The organism is Microbacterium sp. MYb54, assembly GCF_002979515.1.
Classification (GTDB): domain Bacteria; phylum Actinomycetota; class Actinomycetes; order Actinomycetales; family Microbacteriaceae; genus Microbacterium.
The window spans coordinates 36,910-56,631 of the sequence record NZ_PCPA01000016.1 but is presented as its reverse complement, the minus strand read 5'-3'; the positions used below and the strand labels follow the sequence as shown (position 1 = coordinate 56,631).

20 protein-coding genes are annotated in these 19,722 nt (G+C 67.9%); 9 read left to right on the top strand and 11 right to left on the bottom strand.

From position 1 onward, the window contains the following. From CQ040_RS15600 to CQ040_RS15580, 5 genes are all read right to left on the bottom strand, one after another. Entirely contained in the window at positions 1-642 is a 642-nt protein-coding gene (locus tag CQ040_RS15600; protein WP_105528056.1) for an NAD(P)-dependent oxidoreductase, read from the bottom strand. 21 nt (positions 643-663) lie between these two features. Continuing rightward, complete coding sequence (gene rlmB / locus CQ040_RS15595; RefSeq protein WP_028503336.1) at positions 664-1,671, bottom strand: 23S rRNA (guanosine(2251)-2'-O)-methyltransferase RlmB; 1,008 nt, start codon at positions 1,669-1,671, stop codon at positions 664-666. Further along, complete coding sequence (gene cysS, locus CQ040_RS15590) at positions 1,664-3,067, bottom strand: cysteine--tRNA ligase (protein ID WP_105528055.1); 1,404 nt, start codon at positions 3,065-3,067, stop codon at positions 1,664-1,666. Before cysS ends, rlmB begins: the two co-directional genes overlap by 8 nt. Positions 3,068-3,076: 9 nt before the next feature. Further along, positions 3,077-4,303, bottom strand: a complete 1,227-nt coding sequence (ispD, locus tag CQ040_RS15585; protein ID WP_105528054.1) for a 2-C-methyl-D-erythritol 4-phosphate cytidylyltransferase — start codon at positions 4,301-4,303, stop codon at positions 3,077-3,079. Between the two features lie 69 nt (positions 4,304-4,372). Beyond that, on the bottom strand, positions 4,373-4,855 hold the full coding sequence (locus CQ040_RS15580) for a CarD family transcriptional regulator (protein WP_028503338.1): 483 nt from the start codon (positions 4,853-4,855) through the stop codon (positions 4,373-4,375). 136 nt (positions 4,856-4,991) lie between these two features. Here CQ040_RS15580 and CQ040_RS15575 point away from each other — a divergent pair, with 136 nt between their 5' ends. Then, positions 4,992-5,525, top strand: a complete 534-nt coding sequence (locus CQ040_RS15575) for a DNA modification methylase (protein WP_105528053.1) — start codon at positions 4,992-4,994, stop codon at positions 5,523-5,525. Positions 5,526-5,602: 77 nt separating this feature from the next. Here the strand turns inward: CQ040_RS15575 and CQ040_RS15570 are convergent, their stop codons facing one another. Further along, the gene (locus CQ040_RS15570; RefSeq protein WP_028503340.1) at positions 5,603-6,286 is read right to left on the bottom strand and encodes a response regulator transcription factor; all 684 of its coding nucleotides are present in this window, start codon (positions 6,284-6,286) and stop codon (positions 5,603-5,605) included. After that, positions 6,283-7,506, bottom strand: a complete 1,224-nt coding sequence (locus tag CQ040_RS15565; protein ID WP_105528052.1) for a cell wall metabolism sensor histidine kinase WalK — start codon at positions 7,504-7,506, stop codon at positions 6,283-6,285. The genes CQ040_RS15570 and CQ040_RS15565 overlap by 4 nt, the downstream gene beginning before the upstream one ends. Before the next feature lie 216 nt (positions 7,507-7,722). Here CQ040_RS15565 and phoU point away from each other — a divergent pair, with 216 nt between their 5' ends. Further along, positions 7,723-8,433, top strand: coding sequence for a phosphate signaling complex protein PhoU (gene phoU / locus CQ040_RS15560; protein WP_028503342.1), 711 nt, complete (start codon positions 7,723-7,725; stop codon positions 8,431-8,433). Positions 8,434-8,501: 68 nt separating this feature from the next. Here phoU and CQ040_RS15555 read toward each other — a convergent pair whose 3' ends face one another. Beyond that, positions 8,502-9,251 (bottom strand): phosphoglyceromutase, encoded by a 750-nt coding sequence (locus tag CQ040_RS15555; RefSeq protein ID WP_028503343.1) that lies wholly within the window; start codon positions 9,249-9,251, stop codon positions 8,502-8,504. Positions 9,252-9,310: 59 nt separating this feature from the next. Between CQ040_RS15555 and CQ040_RS15550 the strand changes: the two genes are divergently transcribed. Then, positions 9,311-10,138, top strand: coding sequence for a class I SAM-dependent methyltransferase (locus tag CQ040_RS15550; protein WP_105528051.1), 828 nt, complete (start codon positions 9,311-9,313; stop codon positions 10,136-10,138). 35 nt (positions 10,139-10,173) lie between these two features. Here the strand turns inward: CQ040_RS15550 and CQ040_RS15545 are convergent, their stop codons facing one another. The 3 genes from CQ040_RS15545 to CQ040_RS15535 form a co-directional block, all read right to left on the bottom strand. Next, on the bottom strand, positions 10,174-11,298 hold the full coding sequence (locus tag CQ040_RS15545; RefSeq protein ID WP_105528050.1) for a folate-binding protein YgfZ: 1,125 nt from the start codon (positions 11,296-11,298) through the stop codon (positions 10,174-10,176). A 1-nt stretch (position 11,299) separates the two neighbouring features. Then, positions 11,300-11,902, bottom strand: coding sequence for an FABP family protein (locus CQ040_RS15540; protein WP_105528049.1), 603 nt, complete (start codon positions 11,900-11,902; stop codon positions 11,300-11,302). Between the two features lie 150 nt (positions 11,903-12,052). Beyond that, positions 12,053-12,343 carry a hypothetical protein gene (locus tag CQ040_RS15535; RefSeq protein ID WP_028503348.1) on the bottom strand — a complete coding sequence of 97 codons (291 nt, stop codon included), beginning with the start codon at positions 12,341-12,343 and terminating at the stop codon, positions 12,053-12,055. 72 nt (positions 12,344-12,415) lie between these two features. On the opposite strand from CQ040_RS15535, the gene CQ040_RS15530 reads away from it, so the two are divergent. The 6 genes from CQ040_RS15530 (at position 12,416) to pstA (ending at position 19,708) form a co-directional block, all read left to right on the top strand. Continuing rightward, positions 12,416-13,099 (top strand): response regulator transcription factor, encoded by a 684-nt coding sequence (locus CQ040_RS15530; RefSeq protein WP_028503349.1) that lies wholly within the window; start codon positions 12,416-12,418, stop codon positions 13,097-13,099. Positions 13,100-13,150: 51 nt separating this feature from the next. After that, positions 13,151-15,316, top strand: coding sequence for an RNA degradosome polyphosphate kinase (locus CQ040_RS15525; RefSeq protein ID WP_105528074.1), 2,166 nt, complete (start codon positions 13,151-13,153; stop codon positions 15,314-15,316). Continuing rightward, positions 15,313-16,302 (top strand): NUDIX hydrolase, encoded by a 990-nt coding sequence (locus CQ040_RS15520; RefSeq protein ID WP_105528048.1) that lies wholly within the window; start codon positions 15,313-15,315, stop codon positions 16,300-16,302. The genes CQ040_RS15525 and CQ040_RS15520 overlap by 4 nt, the downstream gene beginning before the upstream one ends. A 151-nt stretch (positions 16,303-16,453) precedes the next feature. After that, a complete protein-coding gene (gene pstS, locus CQ040_RS15515) occupies positions 16,454-17,560 on the top strand; it encodes a phosphate ABC transporter substrate-binding protein PstS (protein ID WP_028503352.1) in 1,107 nt (368 codons plus the stop codon). A gap of 92 nt (positions 17,561-17,652) precedes the next feature. Next, the gene (gene pstC / locus CQ040_RS15510) at positions 17,653-18,603 is read left to right on the top strand and encodes a phosphate ABC transporter permease subunit PstC (protein ID WP_028503353.1); all 951 of its coding nucleotides are present in this window, start codon (positions 17,653-17,655) and stop codon (positions 18,601-18,603) included. 1 nt (position 18,604) lies between these two features. After that, positions 18,605-19,708, top strand: a complete 1,104-nt coding sequence (gene pstA, locus CQ040_RS15505; RefSeq protein WP_105528047.1) for a phosphate ABC transporter permease PstA — start codon at positions 18,605-18,607, stop codon at positions 19,706-19,708. The last annotated feature ends 14 nt before the right edge of the window (positions 19,709-19,722 follow it).

Genomic DNA, 19,722 nt, shown 5'->3' with positions numbered 1-19,722 from the left:
TCAGTAGCCGACGGTGAACCGTTCGCGGTGATGGTTGCCCTGCTCGATCTCGTCGACCACGGCGACGGCGAAGTCCGCGCCCGAGATGTACGACTTCCCTTCCGCATCGCGGACGATCACGTCGCCCCCGTCGCGGTAGTGCCCGGTACGCTCGCCTTCGGCCCAGGGACCGAACACCTCGGCGGGGTGGATGAAGAACCAGTCGACGCCGACATCCGTGGCCTCGAGGAGCGCGAGGGAGTCGATGCCGACCTGCGCCTCGTGCTTGTATTCCTCGGGGAAGCCCTGATCGAACAGTCGCGGACCGCCGGGGGCCACCAGGCTGCCGCCGGCACCGCCGACGACGCCCAGACGAGTGGCCGTGCCGGCGATCTGCTCGACGACGTTCGACAGCGCTTCGAGCGCCCGGTCCTCCATGTCACCACGCGGCGAGAGGGCTGAGACCACGGCATCCGTCCCGACGAACGCTTCCGCGAGCGGCGCGAGGTCGAGAGCAGAGCCCTGCAGGTACGCGGCTCCCGCCACCGGATCGGTCGGCGCCGAACGCGAGATCGCGATCACCGCATGATCTCGGCTCACCGCCTCCGCGACGATGTGGCGTCCGGCATAGCCGGTCCCTCCGAGCACGATGATGCGAGCCATGGTCTGCCTTCTCTCCGTGTGCTACTTCTTCGCGGCGCGGAGCGAAGCGACCTGGTAGAGCGCGACAGAAGTCGCGATGCCGGCGTTCAGCGACTCGGTGGCCGCAGAGATCGGGATCGAGACGATCTGGTCGCAGGTCTCGGAGACCAGACGTGACAGGCCCTTGCCCTCAGAGCCGACCACGATCACGACGGGACGATCGGCCAGCTGCAGCTCGGGAAGCGACACGTCGCCGTCGCCGTCGAGGCCGAGCACGAACACACCCTGCTTCTTGAACTCCTTGAGTTGCGTGGTGAGGTTGGTCGCCAGTGCCACGGGGGTGCGGGCGACGGCTCCGGCGCTGGTCTTCCAGGCGGCGGAGTTGACACCTGCAGAGCGACGCTGGGGAAGGATGATGCCGTGGCCGCCGAACGCCGCGGTGGAGCGGATGATCGCGCCCAGGTTACGGGGGTCGGTGATCCCGTCGAGCGCCACGAACAGCGGCACCTCGCCACGGTCGATGACCTGCTCGAGCAGATCCTGCGGGTGCGCGTACTCGTACGGCGGCACCTTGATCGCGACGCCCTGGTGCACGCCGTCGAAGCCGGCCATGCGGTCGAGCTCCGGACGGGTGACCTCCATCACGGGGATGCCGCGATTCGTGGCGATCGCGAGCATCTCCTTGACACGGTCATCCATCTCGACGCGCTGCGCGATGTAGAACGCCGTCGCGGGGATCTTCGCCCGCAGCGCCTCGAGCACGGAGTTGCGACCCGTGACGTTCTCGGTGTCGTCCCCAGCCTTGGCCTTGGGCGCTCGGTTCGAACCGCCGCCGGATCCCGGACGGCTGCCGCCGGGACGCCCCTTGCCGCCGGACGCCGCGTAACGCTCGGCAGCGGCCTTGCGCTTGCCTGCGGGGTGCCAGGCGCGGTCCTCCGCCTTAGGCGTCGGTCCACGGCCTTCGAGCGCCTTGCGCCCGAGTCCGCCGGTGCCCTTGGTCGGGCCCTTCTTGTTTCCCTTGTTCGCGCCGGGGCGCTGTGGCTTAACCATCGATACTCCAATGAGTTCCGGCCGGAGTGTCCTCCAGCGTGATTCCTGCAGCGGCGATCGCGTCTCGGATGCGATCCGCCGCCGCCCAGTCCTTGTCAGCGCGTGCCTGAGCGCGCTGGGTGATCATCGTCTGGACGAGGGCGTCCAGAGTCCGGTGCTCAGCGAGGTCTCCCCCACTGGACATGAGGTCGTCGAACCCGAGGAGACGGATCATCGCGTCCACCTGGACGAACGCATCCCAGGCCTCCTCGTCCGCTCCGGTGTCGATCGCGGTGTTCCCTCGTCGCACCGTCTCGTGCAGCACGGCGAGCGCCTGGGGTACGCCGAGGTCGTCATCCATCGCGACCGCGAACGCCTCGGGGATCTCGCCGATCCGGGCCTCGTCCGGCGCGCCGGGGAGCGAGCGGCGAACTCGGGCGATGAACGTGCCGATGCGCCCGAGCGCAGCCTCCGCCTCTATCCACGACGACTCGCCGAGGTCGAGGCTGGAGCGGTAGTGTGCGGCGGCGAGCGCGTATCGGACGACCAGCGGATCGTGCGCGGCGAGCACATCGACAGCGAGGGTGAAGTTGCCGAGCGACTTCGACATCTTCTGCCCGTCGACGGTCACCAGCCCGTTGTGCACCCAGTATCGGGCGAATCCGTCGCCGGCCGCGGTCGACTGCGCGAGCTCGTTCTCGTGGTGCGGGAAGCGCAGGTCGAGCCCACCGCCGTGGATGTCGAACTCGGCGCCGAGATAGCGCTTCGACATGGCGGAGCACTCGATGTGCCATCCAGGACGCCCGGCACCCCAAGGCGACGCCCAGGTCGCATCGGCCGGCTCCTCGGGCTTGGCACCCTTCCAGAGAGCGAAGTCCTGCGGGTTGCGCTTGCCTCGGGGGTCGGCGTCCTCCGCCGCCTCCATGGCATCGAGCGACTGATGGGTGAGCGATCCGTACTCGGACCAGGAGCGCACATCGAAGTAGACGTCGCCTGACGCGTCGGGCGCGGGGTACGCGTGACCACGCTCGATCAGCAACGCGATGAGTTCCTGCATCTGCGGCACGGAGGCCGTGGCTCGGGGTTCGTACGTCGGTGCGAGGATGCCGACCCCGGCGTACGCCGCGGTGAACTCCTGCTCCATCCGGTAGGCGAGCGCCCACCACGGCTCGGATTCCGTCGCGTTGGCGAGCACCTTGTCGTCGATGTCCGTGACGTTGCGCACGAAGGTGACACGACCGTAGCGGTGCTCCAACCATCGGCGCAGCAGGTCGAAGCTCAGGGCGGCCCTGACGTGCCCGATGTGGGGGCCGGACTGCACCGTGGGTCCACACACGTACATCGTGATGCTCTCGGGATCGAGAGGCACGAAGTCGCGCAGCGAAGCAGCGCGGGTGTCGTAGAGGCGGAGTGTCACCGCTCAAGCCTACTCGGCGACTGCTGAGCGCCCGCCCCCTGGTGACGATTCCCGATCACGCGGTACCACCGATGCGACCGCGGTCACCGCGATGCCCTCTCCCCGACCGGGGAAACCGAGCCCGTCCGTCGTCGTCGCCGTCACGGATACGGGGGCGGCGAGGACCGCCGACAGGGCCGCCTCCGCCTCCGCGCGCCGAGGGCTGAACCGCGGACGGTTGCCCTGCAGCTGCACCGACACGTTTCCGATCTCGAACCCGGCCTCGGCGAGCAACTCACGGGTACGAGCGAGGAAGACGTCGGCGTGCGCACCCGCATACTCGGGATGAGAGGTACCGAAGTGCTCTCCGATGTCGCCGAGCCCTGCGGCCCCCAACAGGGCGTCGACGATCGCGTGAGCGACCGCATCTCCGTCCGAATGGCCCGACAGCGGCTGCTCCCCCGGCCATTCGAGTCCGGCGAGCCAGAGGTTTCCCTCGCCCCCGAAAGCGTGGACGTCGGTGCCGATGCCCACCCGCGGGATGCCGACACGGTGGGCGGATGGGGCGAGCAGATTTCTGGCGCGCTCGAGGTCTGCCGGAGTCGTGATCTTGAAGGCCCGCTCCGACCCGGCGATGTGCCGCACGGGATGGCCGGCTGCTGCGAACAGAGCCGCGTCATCGGTGTATTCGATCCCACTGGCCAAGGCCGTCGAATATGCGGCTTCGAGCAGTGGCCGCGGAAAGCCCTGCGGTGTCTGGGCCGCGGCGAGCACCGAGCGGTCGACGGCGTCGATCACAGCGCCGTCGGCCACCTTCTTGAGCGTGTCGACGACGGGGAGCGCGGGGATGACGCCGGTCTGCGCCGTCACGGCAACAGCTACGGCATCGATCTGCGACGGAGGCGTGAGCGCACGGGCGGCATCATGGACGAGGACCGTCTCGACGTCACCCCAGAGCGCTGCGAGCCCTGCGGCCACCGACTGCTGCCTGGTCACGCCGCCGGTCACCACACGGCCGAGATCGACTCGGTCACCTGCCGCCGCACGCAGCTCGGTCTCGGCATCTCCCTCGAGGCCTGCCGGCGCGACGACGACGACCTGGGCCGGGGCAGCGGCGAACACGCCGTCGAGCGCATGGCGGAGGACGGAGCGGGCGTCGATGCCGACGAAGGCCTTCGGAGCACCGGCTGCCAGGCGGGTGCCGGAGCCTGCGGCCACGACGATGATCGCTGTGTGCGGGACGGGGAGGATGGTCACAGCATCACGTTACCGGCGAAGACGACGAAAGGCGGATGCCGAAGCACCCGCCTTTCGTCGTGAAAGAACTCAGGAAGCGAGGACCTCGTCGAGCATTGCGCCCGCCTTGTCCTCGTCGGTCTTCTCAGCGAGAGCGAGCTCGGAGATCAGGATCTGACGGGCCTTCGCGAGCATCCGCTTCTCGCCGGCGGAGAGGCCGCGGTCCTGATCGCGACGCCACAGGTCGCGGACGACCTCGCTCACCTTGATCACATCGCCGGAGGCGAGCTTCTCGAGGTTCGCCTTGTACCGGCGCGACCAGTTCGTCGGCTCTTCCGTGAAGGGGGCTCGCAGCACCTCGAACACATTGTCGAGGCCCTCTTTGCCGATGACATCACGAACGCCGACCAAGTCGACATTCTCTGCGGGAACCTCGATGATCAGGTCACCCTGAGTGACATTGAGCTTCAGGTATTTCTTCGCCTCACCCTTGATGATGCGCTCCTTGACCTCGATGATGGTCGCAGCGCCATGGTGGGGATAGACGACGGTCTCGCCAACCTCAAAAAGCATAAAAACGTGTCCTTTCGGCAACCTCAAGGATACCACAGGGGGGATGCGCTAAGGTTCGCGCTCCTCGGGCCACGGGCACCGTCACGACTTACCCATAGAATGGATGCGGATATCCCGCCGGACCTCAGGAGGACCCGTGAAATCGCGCCTTGTTGCGTCTGCAGCCCTCAGCGCCCTCGTTCTGCTCGGCGCCACCGGGTGCACGTTCATCACCCCGCAGTCGACGAAGATCGAGTACGCCGCCTCTGACGGCGTGAACATCTCTGATGCCGACGGTCCGATCGACGTTCGCAACGCGCTCGTCATCGCCAACGAAGACGGCTCCGTCGGCAACTTCATCGCGGCGATCGTGAACCCCACCGACGAGAAGGCGACTCTGACGATCACGGTCGAGGGCCTCGAGCCGTTCGCCGTCACGGTCCCCGCAGAGGGCAGGGTCAGCCTGGGCGCCGACGAGGAGCCGCTGCGCATCGTCGGCCTCGACACCAAGCCGGGCGCGACCGTCGAGATCCACTTCCAGTCGGGCGACTCCACCGGGGTCAAGAGCGAGGTTCCCGTCCTCGACGGGTCGCTCCCCTACTACGCCGACCTGGTTCCTTCCGAGAAGGTCGAAACGCCCCGGCCGACGCCGCTGCCGACCGACACGGCGGCTCCGGCCCCCTCGAACTGACACCACACCACACCGCACCACCGAGAAGAGGCCGGCTCCCCGCGGGGAGCCGGCCTCTTCCGTGTTCGGACCGAGCGTCAGCCCTCGAAGCGGTATCCCAGACCGCGCACGGTGACGAGCATCACCGGCTCGCTCGGGTTCTCCTCGATGCGCGAGCGGATGCGCTTGATGTGGACGTCGAGCGTCTTCGTGTCACCGAAGTAGTCGCTCCCCCATACCCGATCGATGAGCTGACCACGGGTGAGGACTCGTCCGGAGTTGCGCATCAGGACCTCGAGCAGCTCGAACTCCTTCAGCGGCATGTTGATCTGGTCCCCGGCGACCGAAACCGTGTGCCGGTCGATGTCGAGCGACACGCGTCCGCCGTCGAGCACGCGCTCGTCGAGCTCGCTGTCGGCCTGCACGACTCGGCGCAGCACAGCGCGCATGCGGGCGAGCAGCTCACGCGACGAATACGGCTTCGTGATGTAATCGTCGGCGCCGAGCTCGAGCCCCACGACGATGTCCACCTCGGAGTCCTTGGCCGTGAGCATGATGATCGGCACCGCCGAGGTCGAACGGATCTGCCGGCACACCTCGGTGCCCGGCATCCCCGGCAGCATCAGGTCGAGCAGCACGATGTCGGCGCCGCGCTCCCGGAACGCTGCGAGCGCCCCAGGGCCGTCTTCGGCGATCTCCACCTCGTACCCCTCGCGTCGCAGCAGGTATGCGAGGGGATCGGCGAGGTCGGGCTCGTCTTCGACGAGAAGGATACGGGTCATGCTCTCTCTCCGTTTCGAACGCGTGCAGAGGCTGCGGCCTTGGCCGCCTTGCGCACACGCTTCTTCTTGCTCTTCTTGCCCGTGTCGACGTTGTCAGGGGCATCGATCCGAGGAAGCCGGATCGTGAACGTAGAGCCGCGCCCAGGACGGGACCACAGCCGCACCTCACCACCATGACGCTGGGTGGCGTGCTTGACGATCGAAAGTCCGAGTCCCGTGCCCCCTGTGCGTCGGGAACGAGCCTCGTCGGCCCGGTAGAACCTCTCGAAGATGCGCTCACGGTCGGCCTCTGCGATGCCGATGCCCTGGTCGGACACCGCGATCTCGACGACGCCGTCCTCCGCTCGCACACCGACTCCGACGCGGGAGCCCTTGGACGAGTACACGATCGCGTTGGCGATGAGGTTGCCGACCGCCTCGATCAGGATCTGCGCGTCTCCGCGCACCCAGACACCGCGGTCACCACCCCTGGCGAGCTCGACGCCCGCGGAATCGGCCTGCACGACATGGGCTTCGATGGACGAGGCGATCACCTCGTCGATCGAGACGGGACCGACCTTGGTCAGCCCGTCCTCTGCCTGGAGCCGGGACAGACTCATGATGCGACCGGTGAGCTGCCCGAGCCGCCCCGCCTCCGCAGAGATGCGCGCCGCGAAGATGCGCACCTGGGCTGGGTCGTCGGCGGCGGACTCGATGGCTTCGGCGAGAAGACTCACCGCCCCGACCGGAGTCTTCAGCTCGTGACTCGTGTTCGCCACGAAGTCCCGCCGCATCTGGTCGAGGCGCTCCTGCTCGGTGACGTCGCGGATGATCAGCAGCACCAACCGGGCGCCGATCACGCTCGCCCTGGCCGACACCAGACGCGGGTCGAGACTCAGTCCGCCACGGGTGATGCGCATCGATTCGGTGACGGAACCGCCGGCTTCCCTGACGCCACGCACGAGTTGGCGCAGCTCCGGGTTGTCGAGAGTCGAGCCGACCTCGATTCCGAAGCGGGTGGCGGCCTGCGATGCTGCCAGCACCTGACCGGAGGTGTCGACGATCGCGGCGGCGTCATCCATGCTGCGAAGGACATCGGTGATACCGGCCGGAATCGCCAGCGAGGTCTCTTCCTGCACGCGTGCCCTCGCCCGATACGCCCACACCACCAGCAGGGACAGGCCGACGCCGATCACCAGCCCGATGGCGAGCGAAGACAGCGCGAGCTGCGGCAAGGTCATAACCTAAGCGTAGAGTGCGTTCACCGTCTGTCCGGCGGGTTTCCGCGCCCTGGCGGCAACGGGAGAAGTACTATTCACGTGCTGGGCACCGTTCGTTAACCTTCGAAGCAGACAATCGCTTCGGGCTTGTGCGGGAGCACAGACCTGCTCTCGTGCGGACGACCCGCCGTCTCGTGCTGACACAGCCGAGATCCGAATGAAAGGTTGCGCCCCAACATGCGCGAAGTCTTCCACCAGTCCCTCGAGGACCTGCAGTCCCGCCTCGTCGAGATCGCCGACCTCGTCACGGTCTCGATCGACAAGGCGACCAGAGCTTTCGCGACCAGCGACGTCGCCCTGGCCGAAGAGGTCATCGCCGACGACGCGAAGATCGACGAACTGGCCGTCGCACTCGACGAGCAGGCCATCGAGATCCTCGCCCGCCAGCAGCCGGTCGCCCGCGACCTGCGCATCGTCGTCTCAGCGCTGCGCGTCAGCGCGTCTCTGGAGCGCATGGGCGACATGTCGGAGCACATCGCCCAGCTCGCCCGCCTCCGCTTCCCCGAGCGCGCCATCCCGAAGGGCCTCAAGGGCACCTTCGTGAAGATGGGCGAGCTCGACGTCGAGGTGGCTCGCACGCTCTCCGAGCTGCTGCGGACCCAGGACCTGCGCTACGCCGACGCGATCCGCAACGCGGATGACGACGTCGACGAGCTGCACGCCACGGTCTTCGAGAAGGTGCTCAGCGACAACTGGAAGGGCGAGGCGACGGCGACCGTCGACGCCACGCTCGCCAGCCGTTACCACGAGCGCTTCGCCGACCACGCGGTGGCCGTCGCCAAGAAGGTCGTCTACCTCGCGACCGGCGACTGGGCTGTCGGCGAAGACGACATCCCCCTCGCCGTCGAGCAGCAGGAGCTCGAGCAGCAGGAGCTCGGTCACGCCTGACCCGCAGCACGAATGCAGAAGCCCCCGATGCGAGCGCATCGGGGGCTTCTCCGTTCGAGCGGAAGCTCTTACTTCTTGCCCTGGGCAGCGACTGCGGCGGCGCCGGCAGCAGCGGCCTCCGGGTCGAGGTAGCGGCCGGGGCCGGTGGGCACGTTGTTCTCATCCAGCTCGTAGATCAGCGGGATGCCCGTGGGGATGTTGAGCTCGGCGATGTCGTCGTCGCTGATGCCCTCGAGGTGCTTCACGAGACCGCGCAGCGAGTTGCCGTGCGCCGTGACGAGGACCGTCTTGCCGGCATCGAGGTCGGGAACGATCGCGCTCTCCCAGTAGGGCAGCAGGCGGTCGATGACGAGCTTGAGGGACTCGGTGCGCGGCACCTCGCCGTCGATGTCCGCGTAACGGACGTCGTTCACCTGGCTGAACTCGCTCTCATCGTCGAGCACGGGCGGCGGCACGTCGAACGAGCGACGCCAGAGCTGGAACTGCTCCGGACCGAACTCCTCGAGCGTCTGCGCCTTGTCCTTGCCCTGGAGCGCACCGTAGTGACGCTCGTTGAGCCGCCAGGAGCGGGTCACCGGAATCCACAGCCGGTCGGCGGCGTCCAGGGCGATGTTCGCCGTCTGGATCGCGCGGCTCAGCAGCGAGGTGTGCAGCACGTCGGGCAGGATGCCGGACTCTGCCAGCAGCTCGCCACCACGGCGGGCCTCCTTCTCGCCCTGCTCGTTGAGGCGGACGTCCACCCAACCGGTGAACAGGTTCAGTTCGTTCCACTCGCTCCGGCCGTGGCGGAGCAGGATGAGGGTGCGCGTCGCAGTCATGCCGTCAGTTTATCCGCCCAGGGCACGGAGCCAGAGTCGGATGCTGGGAGGATGGAGACATGGCGTCATCTCCCCTCGGTCGGCCGACCCGCGGCACCACGGGGACGAACCGGCTGCGGCGCAACGATCGCTGGATCGCCGCGAGCGATGCCCTGCGCCGAGCATCCGATCCCCTGGTCATCGACCTCGGATACGGGGCGAGCGGTGTGACCGCCTTCGAGCTCGCGACACGACTTGTACGGGTGCGCGGCGACGTCGAGGTGCGCGGTCTGGAGATCGACCCGGCGCGCGTCACAACCGCCGACACCCAACTGGCTGAGGTGCGTGCGGGGCGAACGTCCTTCGCTTCCGACCTTCCGGTCTCGTTCGCCCGCGGAGGATTCGAGGTGCCGCTCCCCGACGGGCGGCGGGCCGCGGTGATCCGCGCGATGAACGTGCTGCGCCAGTATGACGAGAAGGACGTTCCGGATGCCTGGTCGCGCATGGCCGCCCGGCTGGCACCGGGTGGCCTGCTGTTCGAGGGGACCTGCGACGAGATCGGTCGGGTCGCGAGCTGGATCGACGTCGATGCGCAGGCCTCGCCGCTGCGCTTCACCATCTCGCTCCGCCTCGCCGATCTCGAGCGTCCGAGCATCGTCGCGGAACGCCTGCCGAAAGCGCTGATCCATCGGAACGTCGCCGGCGAGCGTATCCACGCGCTGCTGGTCGACTTCGACCGCGAGTGGGATCGTGCGGCGCCGCTGTCGACGTTCGGTGCCACTCAGCGCTTCCTGGCCGCAGTGGCGGCTCTTCGCGATCAGGGGTGGCCGGTGCTCGGCGGACGCACTCGCTGGCGTCTGGGTGAGGTCACGCTTCCCTGGGCGGCTGTCGCGCCCCGCACCGATTGAGCTCAGCTGCCGATCGAGCTCAGCGGCCGATTGCCTCAGTTGCCGGCGCTGCGGGGGTCTGGCGCCGAGGGACGCCGCGAAAGACGCGTGAGGCGCGGGATATCGGCGGTGGCACCGGCATCTGCCGGCACGATCACCTGCTGGGATGCGGCGATGTCGATGCCGTCGGCGCGCACCACGAGGTCGCCGATCGGAGCGCGTCGGGAGAGGATCGCGAGGGCGATCGGACCATCTTCATGATGACGCGCCACCGAGGTGAGGTGTCCGACCTCGTCGTCGCCGGCGAAGACCGGAGCACCGGGCTCCGGCAGGACCGCATCGCTGCCGTCGAGGTGGAGCGCGGCGAGACGGCGCGGAGGGTGCCCGAGGTTGTGCACCTTGGCGACGGTCTCCTGCCCGCGGTAGCACCCCTTGTTCAGGTGCACCGCGCTGCGGATCCAGTCGGACTCGTGCGGCAGGGAGCGCTCATCGACCTCTGTCGTCCAACGAGGGCGCCAGGCGGCCACGCGCAGCGCCTCGGCGGCGAGCAGACCCGCCAGCGCATCGCGATCGAGCGAAGCGGCGAGCGCATCCGCCGCTTCATCGGTCAGGATCGCGACCCGCCAGGCGAAGTCAGCGGCAGGATGCTCGGCGACCTCGGAGTACTGGTGTCCTCCGACGCTGATCCGCTGCCAGGGGTCGGCCCAGACGAGGGGCAGGCCGTTCGGTGCGAAGGGCGCAGCGGATGCTGCTGACGCGACGGTTCCGCCATCGATGTAACCGACCAGCATGAGGTCTGATCGAATGCCGACCGTGGCCTGGGTGCGGAACTTCATCCGGGTCAGCCAACCGGCGAGCGCCTCGGCGTCGCCGGCGTCTGCGATGAGCCAGGTCGACGCACCGTCGTCGAGGACACCGGCTGCGTGTTCGACGCGGCCCTGTGGGTCGAGCACCAGGAGTTCGGTGCTCTCTCCGGGAGCCAGATGCCCCACCGCCTGCGAGGTGATCGAGTCGAGCCAGGTCAGTCGCTCGGGGCCCGCGACCTCGATCACGGTGCGATCGCCGAGGGGGGCGAGAGCTGCGCCATCGGCGAGACGTCGCTGCTCGCGGAAGGCGTCGCCGAAGTGCATGATCAGGTCGCCGTCGGAGACGACGCCGTCGATCTGGCTGAAGCGGGTCATGTCAGACCTTTGCCAGCCGCGCCGAGGCGTGCGAGCGCAGCGGGGTGCCGAGGGCGGCGATGTCCCACGCCCACAGCAGGTGACCGTCGACGAGCCCGTACATGCGCGACGAAGCCGTGTGCACCTTGGCGCCGGCGCTGCGCACGACGGCGTCGGAGCCGATATCGATGCGCGGACCGTTGATCTCGCCGATGTAGAGCTCGAGGGCACCGTCGGAGTGCGCGAGCGAGACCTCGATCGGGAATCCGCCACTCGGAGCGCGGAGCTCCTCGACATCGTCGACCGTGCGCGCGACTGCAGGCCCGGTGGGCGGGAGCAGTGCCGGACCGGGATCCGCTTGCGTCGCCGGGCGCGCGAGCCGCCAGAAGCCGGTCTCGGCGAGCAGCGCCGCAGCCGGGGCACCGTCTTCGGAGAGGAACGTCGCGGTGCCCGAGTAGTTCAGGAAGGGGCCGCCGTCATGGCTGAAGCTGACCCGGTGCGTGAACTCGCCCTGCAGGCGCTCATCGCCGACGGGATAGTCGATGACGCCGGTGCCCTCCCAGACGCCGATCAGCCAGGCGAAGGGGACGAGATCGGCCGGAAGGTCGACGGGCAGTTCGAGCACGATCGCGTCAGCGCTGGCCGCGGAAGAGGTTGCGCAGCACCACTGCCGAGACGAAGACGATAGCGAGGCTCGCGAGGCCCAGCAGGCCGATGAAGAACATTTCGAGCGCCATGAGGTCCATGTGCTCCACCTTACCGCGCCATGCCGCACTCAGGTCGGGATCAGCGCCGCGAGGCCGAAACCGATCGAGACGAGCCCCATCAGCAGCAGGGCGCCGATCACGCTGCCGGCCACCCGGAAGATGAAGCCCTGCGTGCGCCCGTACCGGAGCTGCACGGCGAACGACAGCAGCACCGCACCCCCGAAGCCCACCAGCAGCCACGGAACGCGCCATTCCTCCGGAACGAAGATGCCGATCGCGACGGTCGCGACGAACGCCGCGACCCACACGCCGGCCACACCGACGAACGCGTTGCGTGGTGCGAGTGCTGGATCCGTCATGTCACCATTGTTGCGCATCCGCTCCCGGTATCATGGCGGCACGGCGTCGATCCGCGTCGGTGAGGAGTGCGCGTGGCCCAGGTGCTGGTACTTACCAACGCTTCGCTCTCGGAGCAGGTGCTGCCCGCCCTTGAGTTGCTGAGCCATCGTGCTCGCCAGATCCCGGCGGAGCCGGCACAGCTGGTCAGCGCCCCGGACTACGACGTCGTGATCGTCGACGGCCGTCATGACCTCGTCGCTGCGAAGTCGCTGTGCCGCCTGCTGCGAACGGCCGGCCAGGACGCACCTCTGCTGCTGGTGGTCACAGAAGGCGGCATGAGTGCACTGTCCGGCGACTGGGGGATCGATGACGTCCTCCTCGCCACCGCGGGACCGGCCGAGATCGATGCCCGGCTCCGCCTCGCACTGGCCCGCCGCGACGAGGTCGCCGAACCCGCGCGGGTGCAGGCGTCCGGCGTCACGATCGACGAGCAGTCGTACTCGGCGAAGTTGCGCGGCAGAGCCCTGGATCTCACCTATAAGGAATTCCAGCTGCTGCATTTCCTGGCCACCCACCCTGCTCGCGTGTTCACGCGCGAGCAGCTGCTCAGCGAGGTCTGGGGTTACGACTACTTCGGTGGCACCCGCACCGTCGACGTGCATGTGCGAAGGCTCAGAGCGAAGCTCGGCGACCAGGAGCAGATCATCGGCACGGTGCGCAACGTCGGCTACCGCTTCAACGTCAACGAGGACGAGAGTCTCGTCAACGCCGGGTGACGATCGTCTCCGTTCACACACGCGTCACCTCACGGTGATTAGATGTACCCCATGATCGATCCCGCACTCGCCGACGCCGGCCTCGGTGACGCCGAAGACGACGACTTCGACGCCATCGAGTCGCCCGACTCCCTGCTCCCCGACCACCGCTACCTGGATCGCGAGCTCAGCTGGCTCGCTTTCAACCAGCGTGTGCTGGAGCTCGCGGAGGATCCGTCACTGCCCGAACTCGAACGCGCCAACTTCCTGGCGATCTTCGCGAGCAACCTCGACGAGTTCTTCATGGTGCGCGTCGCCGGCCTCAAACGTCGCATCATGACCGGGCTCGCGGTGCCGACCAACATCGGCCGCTCCCCCGTCGACGCGCTCGCCGACATCTCCCGCGAGGCCCACGCGCTGCAACTGCGCCACGCGGATGCCTGGATCTCGCTGGTGCGTCCCGCCCTGGCAGAGTCGGGCGTCGAGATCACCGACTGGTCCGAGCTCACCGACGGCGAGCGCTCGGCGCTCTCCGAGTACTTCCAAGCTCAGGTCTTCCCTGTGCTCATGCCGCTCGCGGTCGACCCGGCACACCCGTTCCCCTACATCTCGGGCCTGTCGCTGAACCTCGCGATCCGCATCCGCAATGCCCGCACCGGTCGCCAGGAGTTCGCACGCCTCAAGGTGCCGCCCATGCTCCCGCGGTTCGTCGAGGTGCCGGGAGGCGGCGAGATCAAGCGCTTCCTGCGGCTGGAAGAGCTCATCGCCAACCATCTGGGCGATCTGTTCCCGGGCATGGAGGTGCTCGACCACCACGCCTTCCGCCTCACCCGCAACGAAGACGTCGAGATCGAGGAAGACGAGAGCGAGAACCTCATCCAGGCGCTCGAGGCCGAGCTCCTGCGCCGACGTTTCGGGCCGCCGATCCGCCTCGAGATCACCGACGACATGGACGACGTCACGATGGACCTGCTGGTCCGCGAACTCGACATCACCGACCTGGAGGTCTACCGCCTCCCCGGGCCGCTCGACCTGCGGGGCCTGTTCGATCTGTCGCGCATCGACCGCCCCGACCTGCGCTACCCGCCGCATCTGCCGACCACCGCCGTGGCCTTCCAGCCGGCAGGATCGAGCACTCGAGCCGACATCTTCAAGGCGATCCGCAAGTCGGATGTGCTCGTGCACCACCCGTACGAGTCGTTCACCACGAGCGTGCAGGCCTTCCTCGAGCAGGCCGCGCGCGACCCGCACGTGCTCGCCATCAAGCAGACCCTGTACCGCACCTCCGGCGACAGCCCCATCGTGCAGGCTCTGATCGACGCGGCGGAGGCGGGCAAGCAGGTACTGGCCCTCGTCGAGGTCAAGGCCCGCTTCGACGAGGCCAACAACATCGTCTGGGCGCGCAAGCTCGAGAAGGCCGGCGTGCACGTGGTCTATGGCCTCGTCGGCCTGAAGACCCACTGCAAGCTCGCACTCGTGATCCGCGAAGAGGACGGCAAGCTGCAGCATTACTCCCACGTTGGTACCGGCAACTACAACCCGAAGACCAGCCGCATCTACGAGGACTTCGGGCTGTTCACCGCCGACGCGCAGGTCGGCAAGGACCTGACGCGACTCTTCAACGAACTCAGCGGCTACGCGATCGAGAAGAAGTTCAAGCGCCTCCTGGTCGCACCCCTGCACCTGCGCAAGGGCCTCGTCCGACAGATCGACGCCGAACGCAAGAATGCCGAGGCCGGGATCCCCGCGCACATCCGCATCAAGGTGAACTCGATGGTCGACGAGGAGATCATCGACGCGCTCTATCGTGCGAGTGCGGCCGGAGTGAAGGTCGACGTCTGGGTGCGGGGCATCTGCAGCCTTCGCACCGACCTCGACGGCATCAGCGACAACATCACGGTGCGCAGCATCCTCGGTCGATACCTGGAGCACTCGCGCATCTTCGCCTTCGAGAACGGCGGCGACCCGCAGGTGTACATCGGCAGCGCCGACATGATGCACCGCAACCTCGACCGCCGTGTCGAGGCCCTGGTGCGCGTCACCGACCCCGCACACCTCAAGGAGCTCGAGGCCTTCTTCGACCTGGCGATGGATGCCGGAACCACCTCGTGGCATCTCGGCGCCGGCGGTGTCTGGGAGCGCCACGCCGTCGATGCGGAAGGCAAGCCACTGATCGACCTGCAGGATAAGACCATGGGGTTGATCCAGCGGCGCCGTCGCGCACGGGCCGTTCGATGAACACTCGGCAGCTGCAGCTCCCCGCCGACACGACGACGAACTCGAAGTGGACGGACAAGGCGGTGTACGCGGCGGGGGCCGTCGTGTGGCGCCTCGTGGAGGGCAAGCTGCGGATCCTGCTGATCCACCGCACCAAGTACCGCGACATCACCCTCCCCAAGGGCAAGGTCGACCCCGGCGAGATGCTCGCGGAGACGGCCGTGCGGGAGGTGCACGAGGAGACCGGCATCCGGGTCTCGCTCGGAGTGTCGGTGGGCGTGAGCCGCTATCACCTCGCCTCGCAGAAGCAGAAGGTCGTGCACTACTGGGCGGCTGAGGCCACCGATGCCGCGATCCGGGAGTCGACGTTCGTCCCCAACCGCGAGATCGCCGCGCTCGAATGGGTCAGCGTGAAGAAGGCACGTTCGCGTCTGAGCTACCCCGTCGACCTCGAGATCCTCGACTTCTTCTCCAACCTCGTCGACGACGGCGTGCTGCGCACCTTCCCGGTGATCGCGCTGCGGCATGCGAAGGCCACGCCCCGTTCGGAGTGGGACGGGTCGGATGCCTCCCGGCCACTCACCGAACGCGGACGGAAGCAGGCGAAGTCGATCGTCGGACCGCTGCGTGCCTTCGGTGTGCGCCGGATCGTGACGAGTGACGCCGTGCGCTGCGTCGAGACGATCACTCCTCTCGCGCGCGCGCTGGATCGCAAACCCGTGAAGACCGAGAAGATCAGTCAGGACGCGTGGGAGGACGGCGAGTCCGACCTGCGATCGGTCGTCGGCCGCCGCATCCGCGCCGGCAAGCCGACCGTGCTGTGCAGCCACGGCCCGGTACTGCCCGGCCTGCTCTCGGAGATCGCGCTGGCCACCGGGACCATCCAGGGGTCGTATCTCAGCAGTGCGTCGGACCTCGAACCGGCGGCGTTCTCGGTCGTGCATCTCTCTGCCACCAACCCCGGATCCGGCATCATCGCGATCGAGACGCACATCCCCAAGGTCTGACGCACCCTTGATTTCTCGCGGGAGCACCCCAGAGAGTCGCCCGTCGTTCACCTGCCGTTCACCTGCTCGGGAGAGTCTCGTTAACCGTCGCCCATAGCGTCACTGTGTGCCCTGCACCGGGCCCCACCCATTCCAGATCGAAGGATCCACAGTGAAGATCTCCCGAATCGCACGAATCGGCGCCATCGGCGCCGTCGCCGCTCTCGCCCTCGCCGGCTGTGCCGCGAACGAAGGCGGCACCGGTTCCACCGACGAGCCCACCTCCAGCTCCACGGCCGTCAGCGGCTCCCTGGTCGGCGCCGGCGCCTCCTCGCAGCAGGTCGCCATCCAGGCATGGACCGCCGAGTTCCAGAAGACCAACCCCGACGCCCAGGTCGAGTACGACCCGCAGGGCTCGGGCGGCGGCCGCGAGTCGTTCCAGCAGGGCGCAGTCAACTTCGCCGGCTCCGACCGCGCGTTCAAGACCGACGAGATCGCAGCCGGCGGCTTCGGCGCGTGCGTCGACGGCTCCGACCTCATCGAGATCCCGGCCTACGTCTCGCCCATCGCCATCGTCTTCTCGCTCGACGGCGTGGACGAGCTGAACCTCGACGCCGAGACGGTCGCATCGATCTTCGCCGGCAAGATCAGCAACTGGAACGACCCGGCGATCGCCAAGGACAACCCCGACGCCAAGCTCCCCGACCTCGCCATCACGCCGGTGCACCGCTCCGACAAGTCGGGCACCACGGGCAACTTCACCGACTACCTCGCGCAGACCGCGGGTGACGTGTGGACCGCCGGCAGCGTCGAGGAGTGGCCGGCCGACCTCGCCGGCGAGTCCGCCGAGAAGACTTCGGGCGTCGCCAACGCCGTCAAGGGCGGACAGGGCCTCATCGGCTACATCGACTCCTCGCAGGCCGCCGACTTCTCGGCCGTCAACGTCAAGGTCGGCGACAAGTTCGTGCCGCACTCGGCCGAGGGCGCTGCGGCAACGCTCGACGCGTCGAAGATCGAGGAAGGCCGCACCGACGGCGACCTCGCCTTCGCGATCGACCGCACCACGACCGCCGACGGCGCGTACCCCGTGCTGCTCGTCAGCTACCTCATCGGCTGCGCCGAGTACGAGGACGAGAACGTCGCCGCACTGACCAAGGCGTTCTTCACCACCGCGATCAGCGCAGAGGGCCAGGACGTCGCCGCGACCAACGCCGGCAGCGCTCCGATCTCGGACGACCTGCGCACGCAGGCCCAGGCTGCGATCGACCTCATCAAGTGAGCCAGTGACGGTCTCCGGGATGCCTCGCGGCATCCCGGAGACCGTCTGCTCGCGTCAGACACCCGATCTCCACTGAGCAGGAAGCAGCTCCCATGACAGCCACGACCTCGCCGGCGTCGACGCGCATCGTCGCGAAGAAGCGCGCCGGTGACCTCTGGTTCTCCGGAACGGCGGTCGCCGCCGGATCCATGATCATGATCACGCTGGCCGCGGTCGCGATCTTCCTCATCGTGCAGTCGGTCCCGGCTTTCACCGCCACGGCCGAGGATGCCTCGCTCCTCAAGACGAACTTCTGGGATTACGTCGGCCCCCTCCTCTTCGGCACCGTCTGGGCGGCCTTCCTGGCTCTCCTCCTGGCCGTGCCGCTGTCGCTCGGCGTGGCGCTGTTCATCACGCACTACGCGCCGCGGCGCCTCGCCCAGGGCCTCGGGTATGTCGTCGACCTGCTCGCCGCCGTCCCCTCGGTCGTGTTCGGCCTCTGGGGCATCCTGGTCCTCGCCCCCGCTGTTCAGCCCATCTACGTCTGGCTGAACACGAACGCCGGCTGGATCCCCTTCTTCGGCGGTGTCGTCTCGCCGACCGGGCGCACGATCCTCACCGCCGCCATGGTGCTCGCGGTCATGGTCGTCCCGATCATCACCGCCATCTGCCGCGAGATCTTCCTGCAGACCCCCCGCCTCCACGAAGAGGCCGCCCTCGCACTCGGTGCCACCCGTTGGGAGATGGTGCGGATGGCCGTACTGCCCTTCGGCCGCTCCGGCATCGTCTCCGCCTCCATGCTCGGCCTCGGCCGCGCGCTCGGTGAGACCATGGCCGTCGCGATGGTGCTGTCGGTGAGCAAGGCCGTCACGTTCGAGCTGCTCACCTCCACGAACCCCTCCACGATCGCGGCGAACATCGCGCTGACGTTCCCCGAGGCGTACCAGGTCAACATCAACATCCTCATCGCGACCGGTCTGATCCTGTTCGTCGTGACGTTCGTGGTGAACGCTCTCGCACGCTGGTTCGTGAACCGCCGCAAGGAATTCTCGGGAGCGAACTGACATGACCGTTACCGCCCCTGAATCCGCTCGCACGGCGAGCGCGGCTCCTTCCAGCCTCTCGCTCAGCTCGGGACACCTCCCCCGCTGGTCGCCCTGGGCTCTTCTCGGCCTCTCTCTCCTCATCGGATTCACGCCTTTCGCCATCACGGCGCTCGCCAGCGGCTCCGACCTCAACATCGCCGGCTCCGTCGTCTTCGGGGCCATCATCTACCTCGTGCTCATCTACGTGATGTCACGCATCATCGAGAGCCCCCGCAAGGCGCTCGACCGCCTGATCACCGGAATCGTCACCTCGGCGTTCGCGATCGCGATGGTGCCGCTGGTCTCCGTCGCGGTCACCGTGGTCGCCAACGGCCTGGCCCGCTTCGACGGACTCTTCTTCTCGTCATCGATGCGCGGAGTGCTCGGCGAAGGCGGCGGCGCACTGCACGCCATCATCGGCACACTCCTGGTCACCCTCGCCGCAGCGGTCATCTCCATCCCGATCGGCCTGATGACCGCCGTCTACCTGGTCGAGTACGGCAAGGGCGGGCGCATGGCCCGCACCATCACCTTCCTCGTCGACGTGATGACGGGGATCCCCTCGATCGTCGCCGGCCTGTTCGCCTACGCCGTGTTCGCACTGATCTTCGGCCCGGGCGTGCGGATGGGCATCGCAGGCTCCGTGGCCCTGGCTGTTCTCATGATCCCGGTCGTCGTGCGCTCCACCGAGGAGATGCTGCGCCTCGTGCCCAACGAGCTGCGCGAAGCGGCTTACGCGCTCGGGGTGCCGAAGTGGCTCACGATCGTCAAGGTGGTCCTTCCCACCTCCATCGCCGGAATCACGACGGGCGTGATGCTCGCCATCTCCCGCGTGATCGGCGAGACGGCGCCACTGCTTCTCACGGCGGGATTCACCGACGCCATGAACTACAACCTGTTCAGCGGACGCATGCAGACCCTCCCGGTGTTCACCTACTCTCAGTACGCGTACCAGGGCATCCCCGCTGAGGCGTACGTGGAACGGGCCTGGGCCGCCGCCCTGACACTCATCATCATCGTCATGCTGCTCAACCTGATCGCGCGGCTCGTCGCGAAGATCTTCGCCCCCAAGTCCGGCCGCTGAGCCCTCGATCCGAC

Excerpts from the sequence above, each read along its gene's own strand:
- CQ040_RS15600 (WP_105528056.1), bottom strand. The coding sequence starts at position 642 with ATGGCTCGCATCATCGTGCTCGGAGGGACCGGCTATGCCGGACGCCAC.
- rlmB (WP_028503336.1), bottom strand. The coding sequence starts at position 1,671 with ATGGTTAAGCCACAGCGCCCCGGCGCGAACAAGGGAAACAAGAAGGGC.
- CQ040_RS15580 (WP_028503338.1), bottom strand. The coding sequence starts at position 4,855 with ATGCTTTTTGAGGTTGGCGAGACCGTCGTCTATCCCCACCATGGCGCT.
- CQ040_RS15570 (WP_028503340.1), bottom strand. The coding sequence starts at position 6,286 with ATGACCCGTATCCTTCTCGTCGAAGACGAGCCCGACCTCGCCGATCCC.
- CQ040_RS15565 (WP_105528052.1), bottom strand. The coding sequence starts at position 7,506 with ATGACCTTGCCGCAGCTCGCGCTGTCTTCGCTCGCCATCGGGCTGGTG.
- phoU (WP_028503342.1), top strand. The coding sequence starts at position 7,723 with ATGCGCGAAGTCTTCCACCAGTCCCTCGAGGACCTGCAGTCCCGCCTC.
- CQ040_RS15555 (WP_028503343.1), bottom strand. The coding sequence starts at position 9,251 with ATGACTGCGACGCGCACCCTCATCCTGCTCCGCCACGGCCGGAGCGAG.
- CQ040_RS15550 (WP_105528051.1), top strand. The coding sequence starts at position 9,311 with ATGGCGTCATCTCCCCTCGGTCGGCCGACCCGCGGCACCACGGGGACG.
- CQ040_RS15545 (WP_105528050.1), bottom strand. The coding sequence starts at position 11,298 with ATGACCCGCTTCAGCCAGATCGACGGCGTCGTCTCCGACGGCGACCTG.
- CQ040_RS15535 (WP_028503348.1), bottom strand. The coding sequence starts at position 12,343 with ATGACGGATCCAGCACTCGCACCACGCAACGCGTTCGTCGGTGTGGCC.
- CQ040_RS15525 (WP_105528074.1), top strand. The coding sequence starts at position 13,151 with ATGATCGATCCCGCACTCGCCGACGCCGGCCTCGGTGACGCCGAAGAC.
- CQ040_RS15520 (WP_105528048.1), top strand. The coding sequence starts at position 15,313 with ATGAACACTCGGCAGCTGCAGCTCCCCGCCGACACGACGACGAACTCG.
- pstC (WP_028503353.1), top strand. The coding sequence starts at position 17,653 with ATGACAGCCACGACCTCGCCGGCGTCGACGCGCATCGTCGCGAAGAAG.
- pstA (WP_105528047.1), top strand. The coding sequence starts at position 18,605 with ATGACCGTTACCGCCCCTGAATCCGCTCGCACGGCGAGCGCGGCTCCT.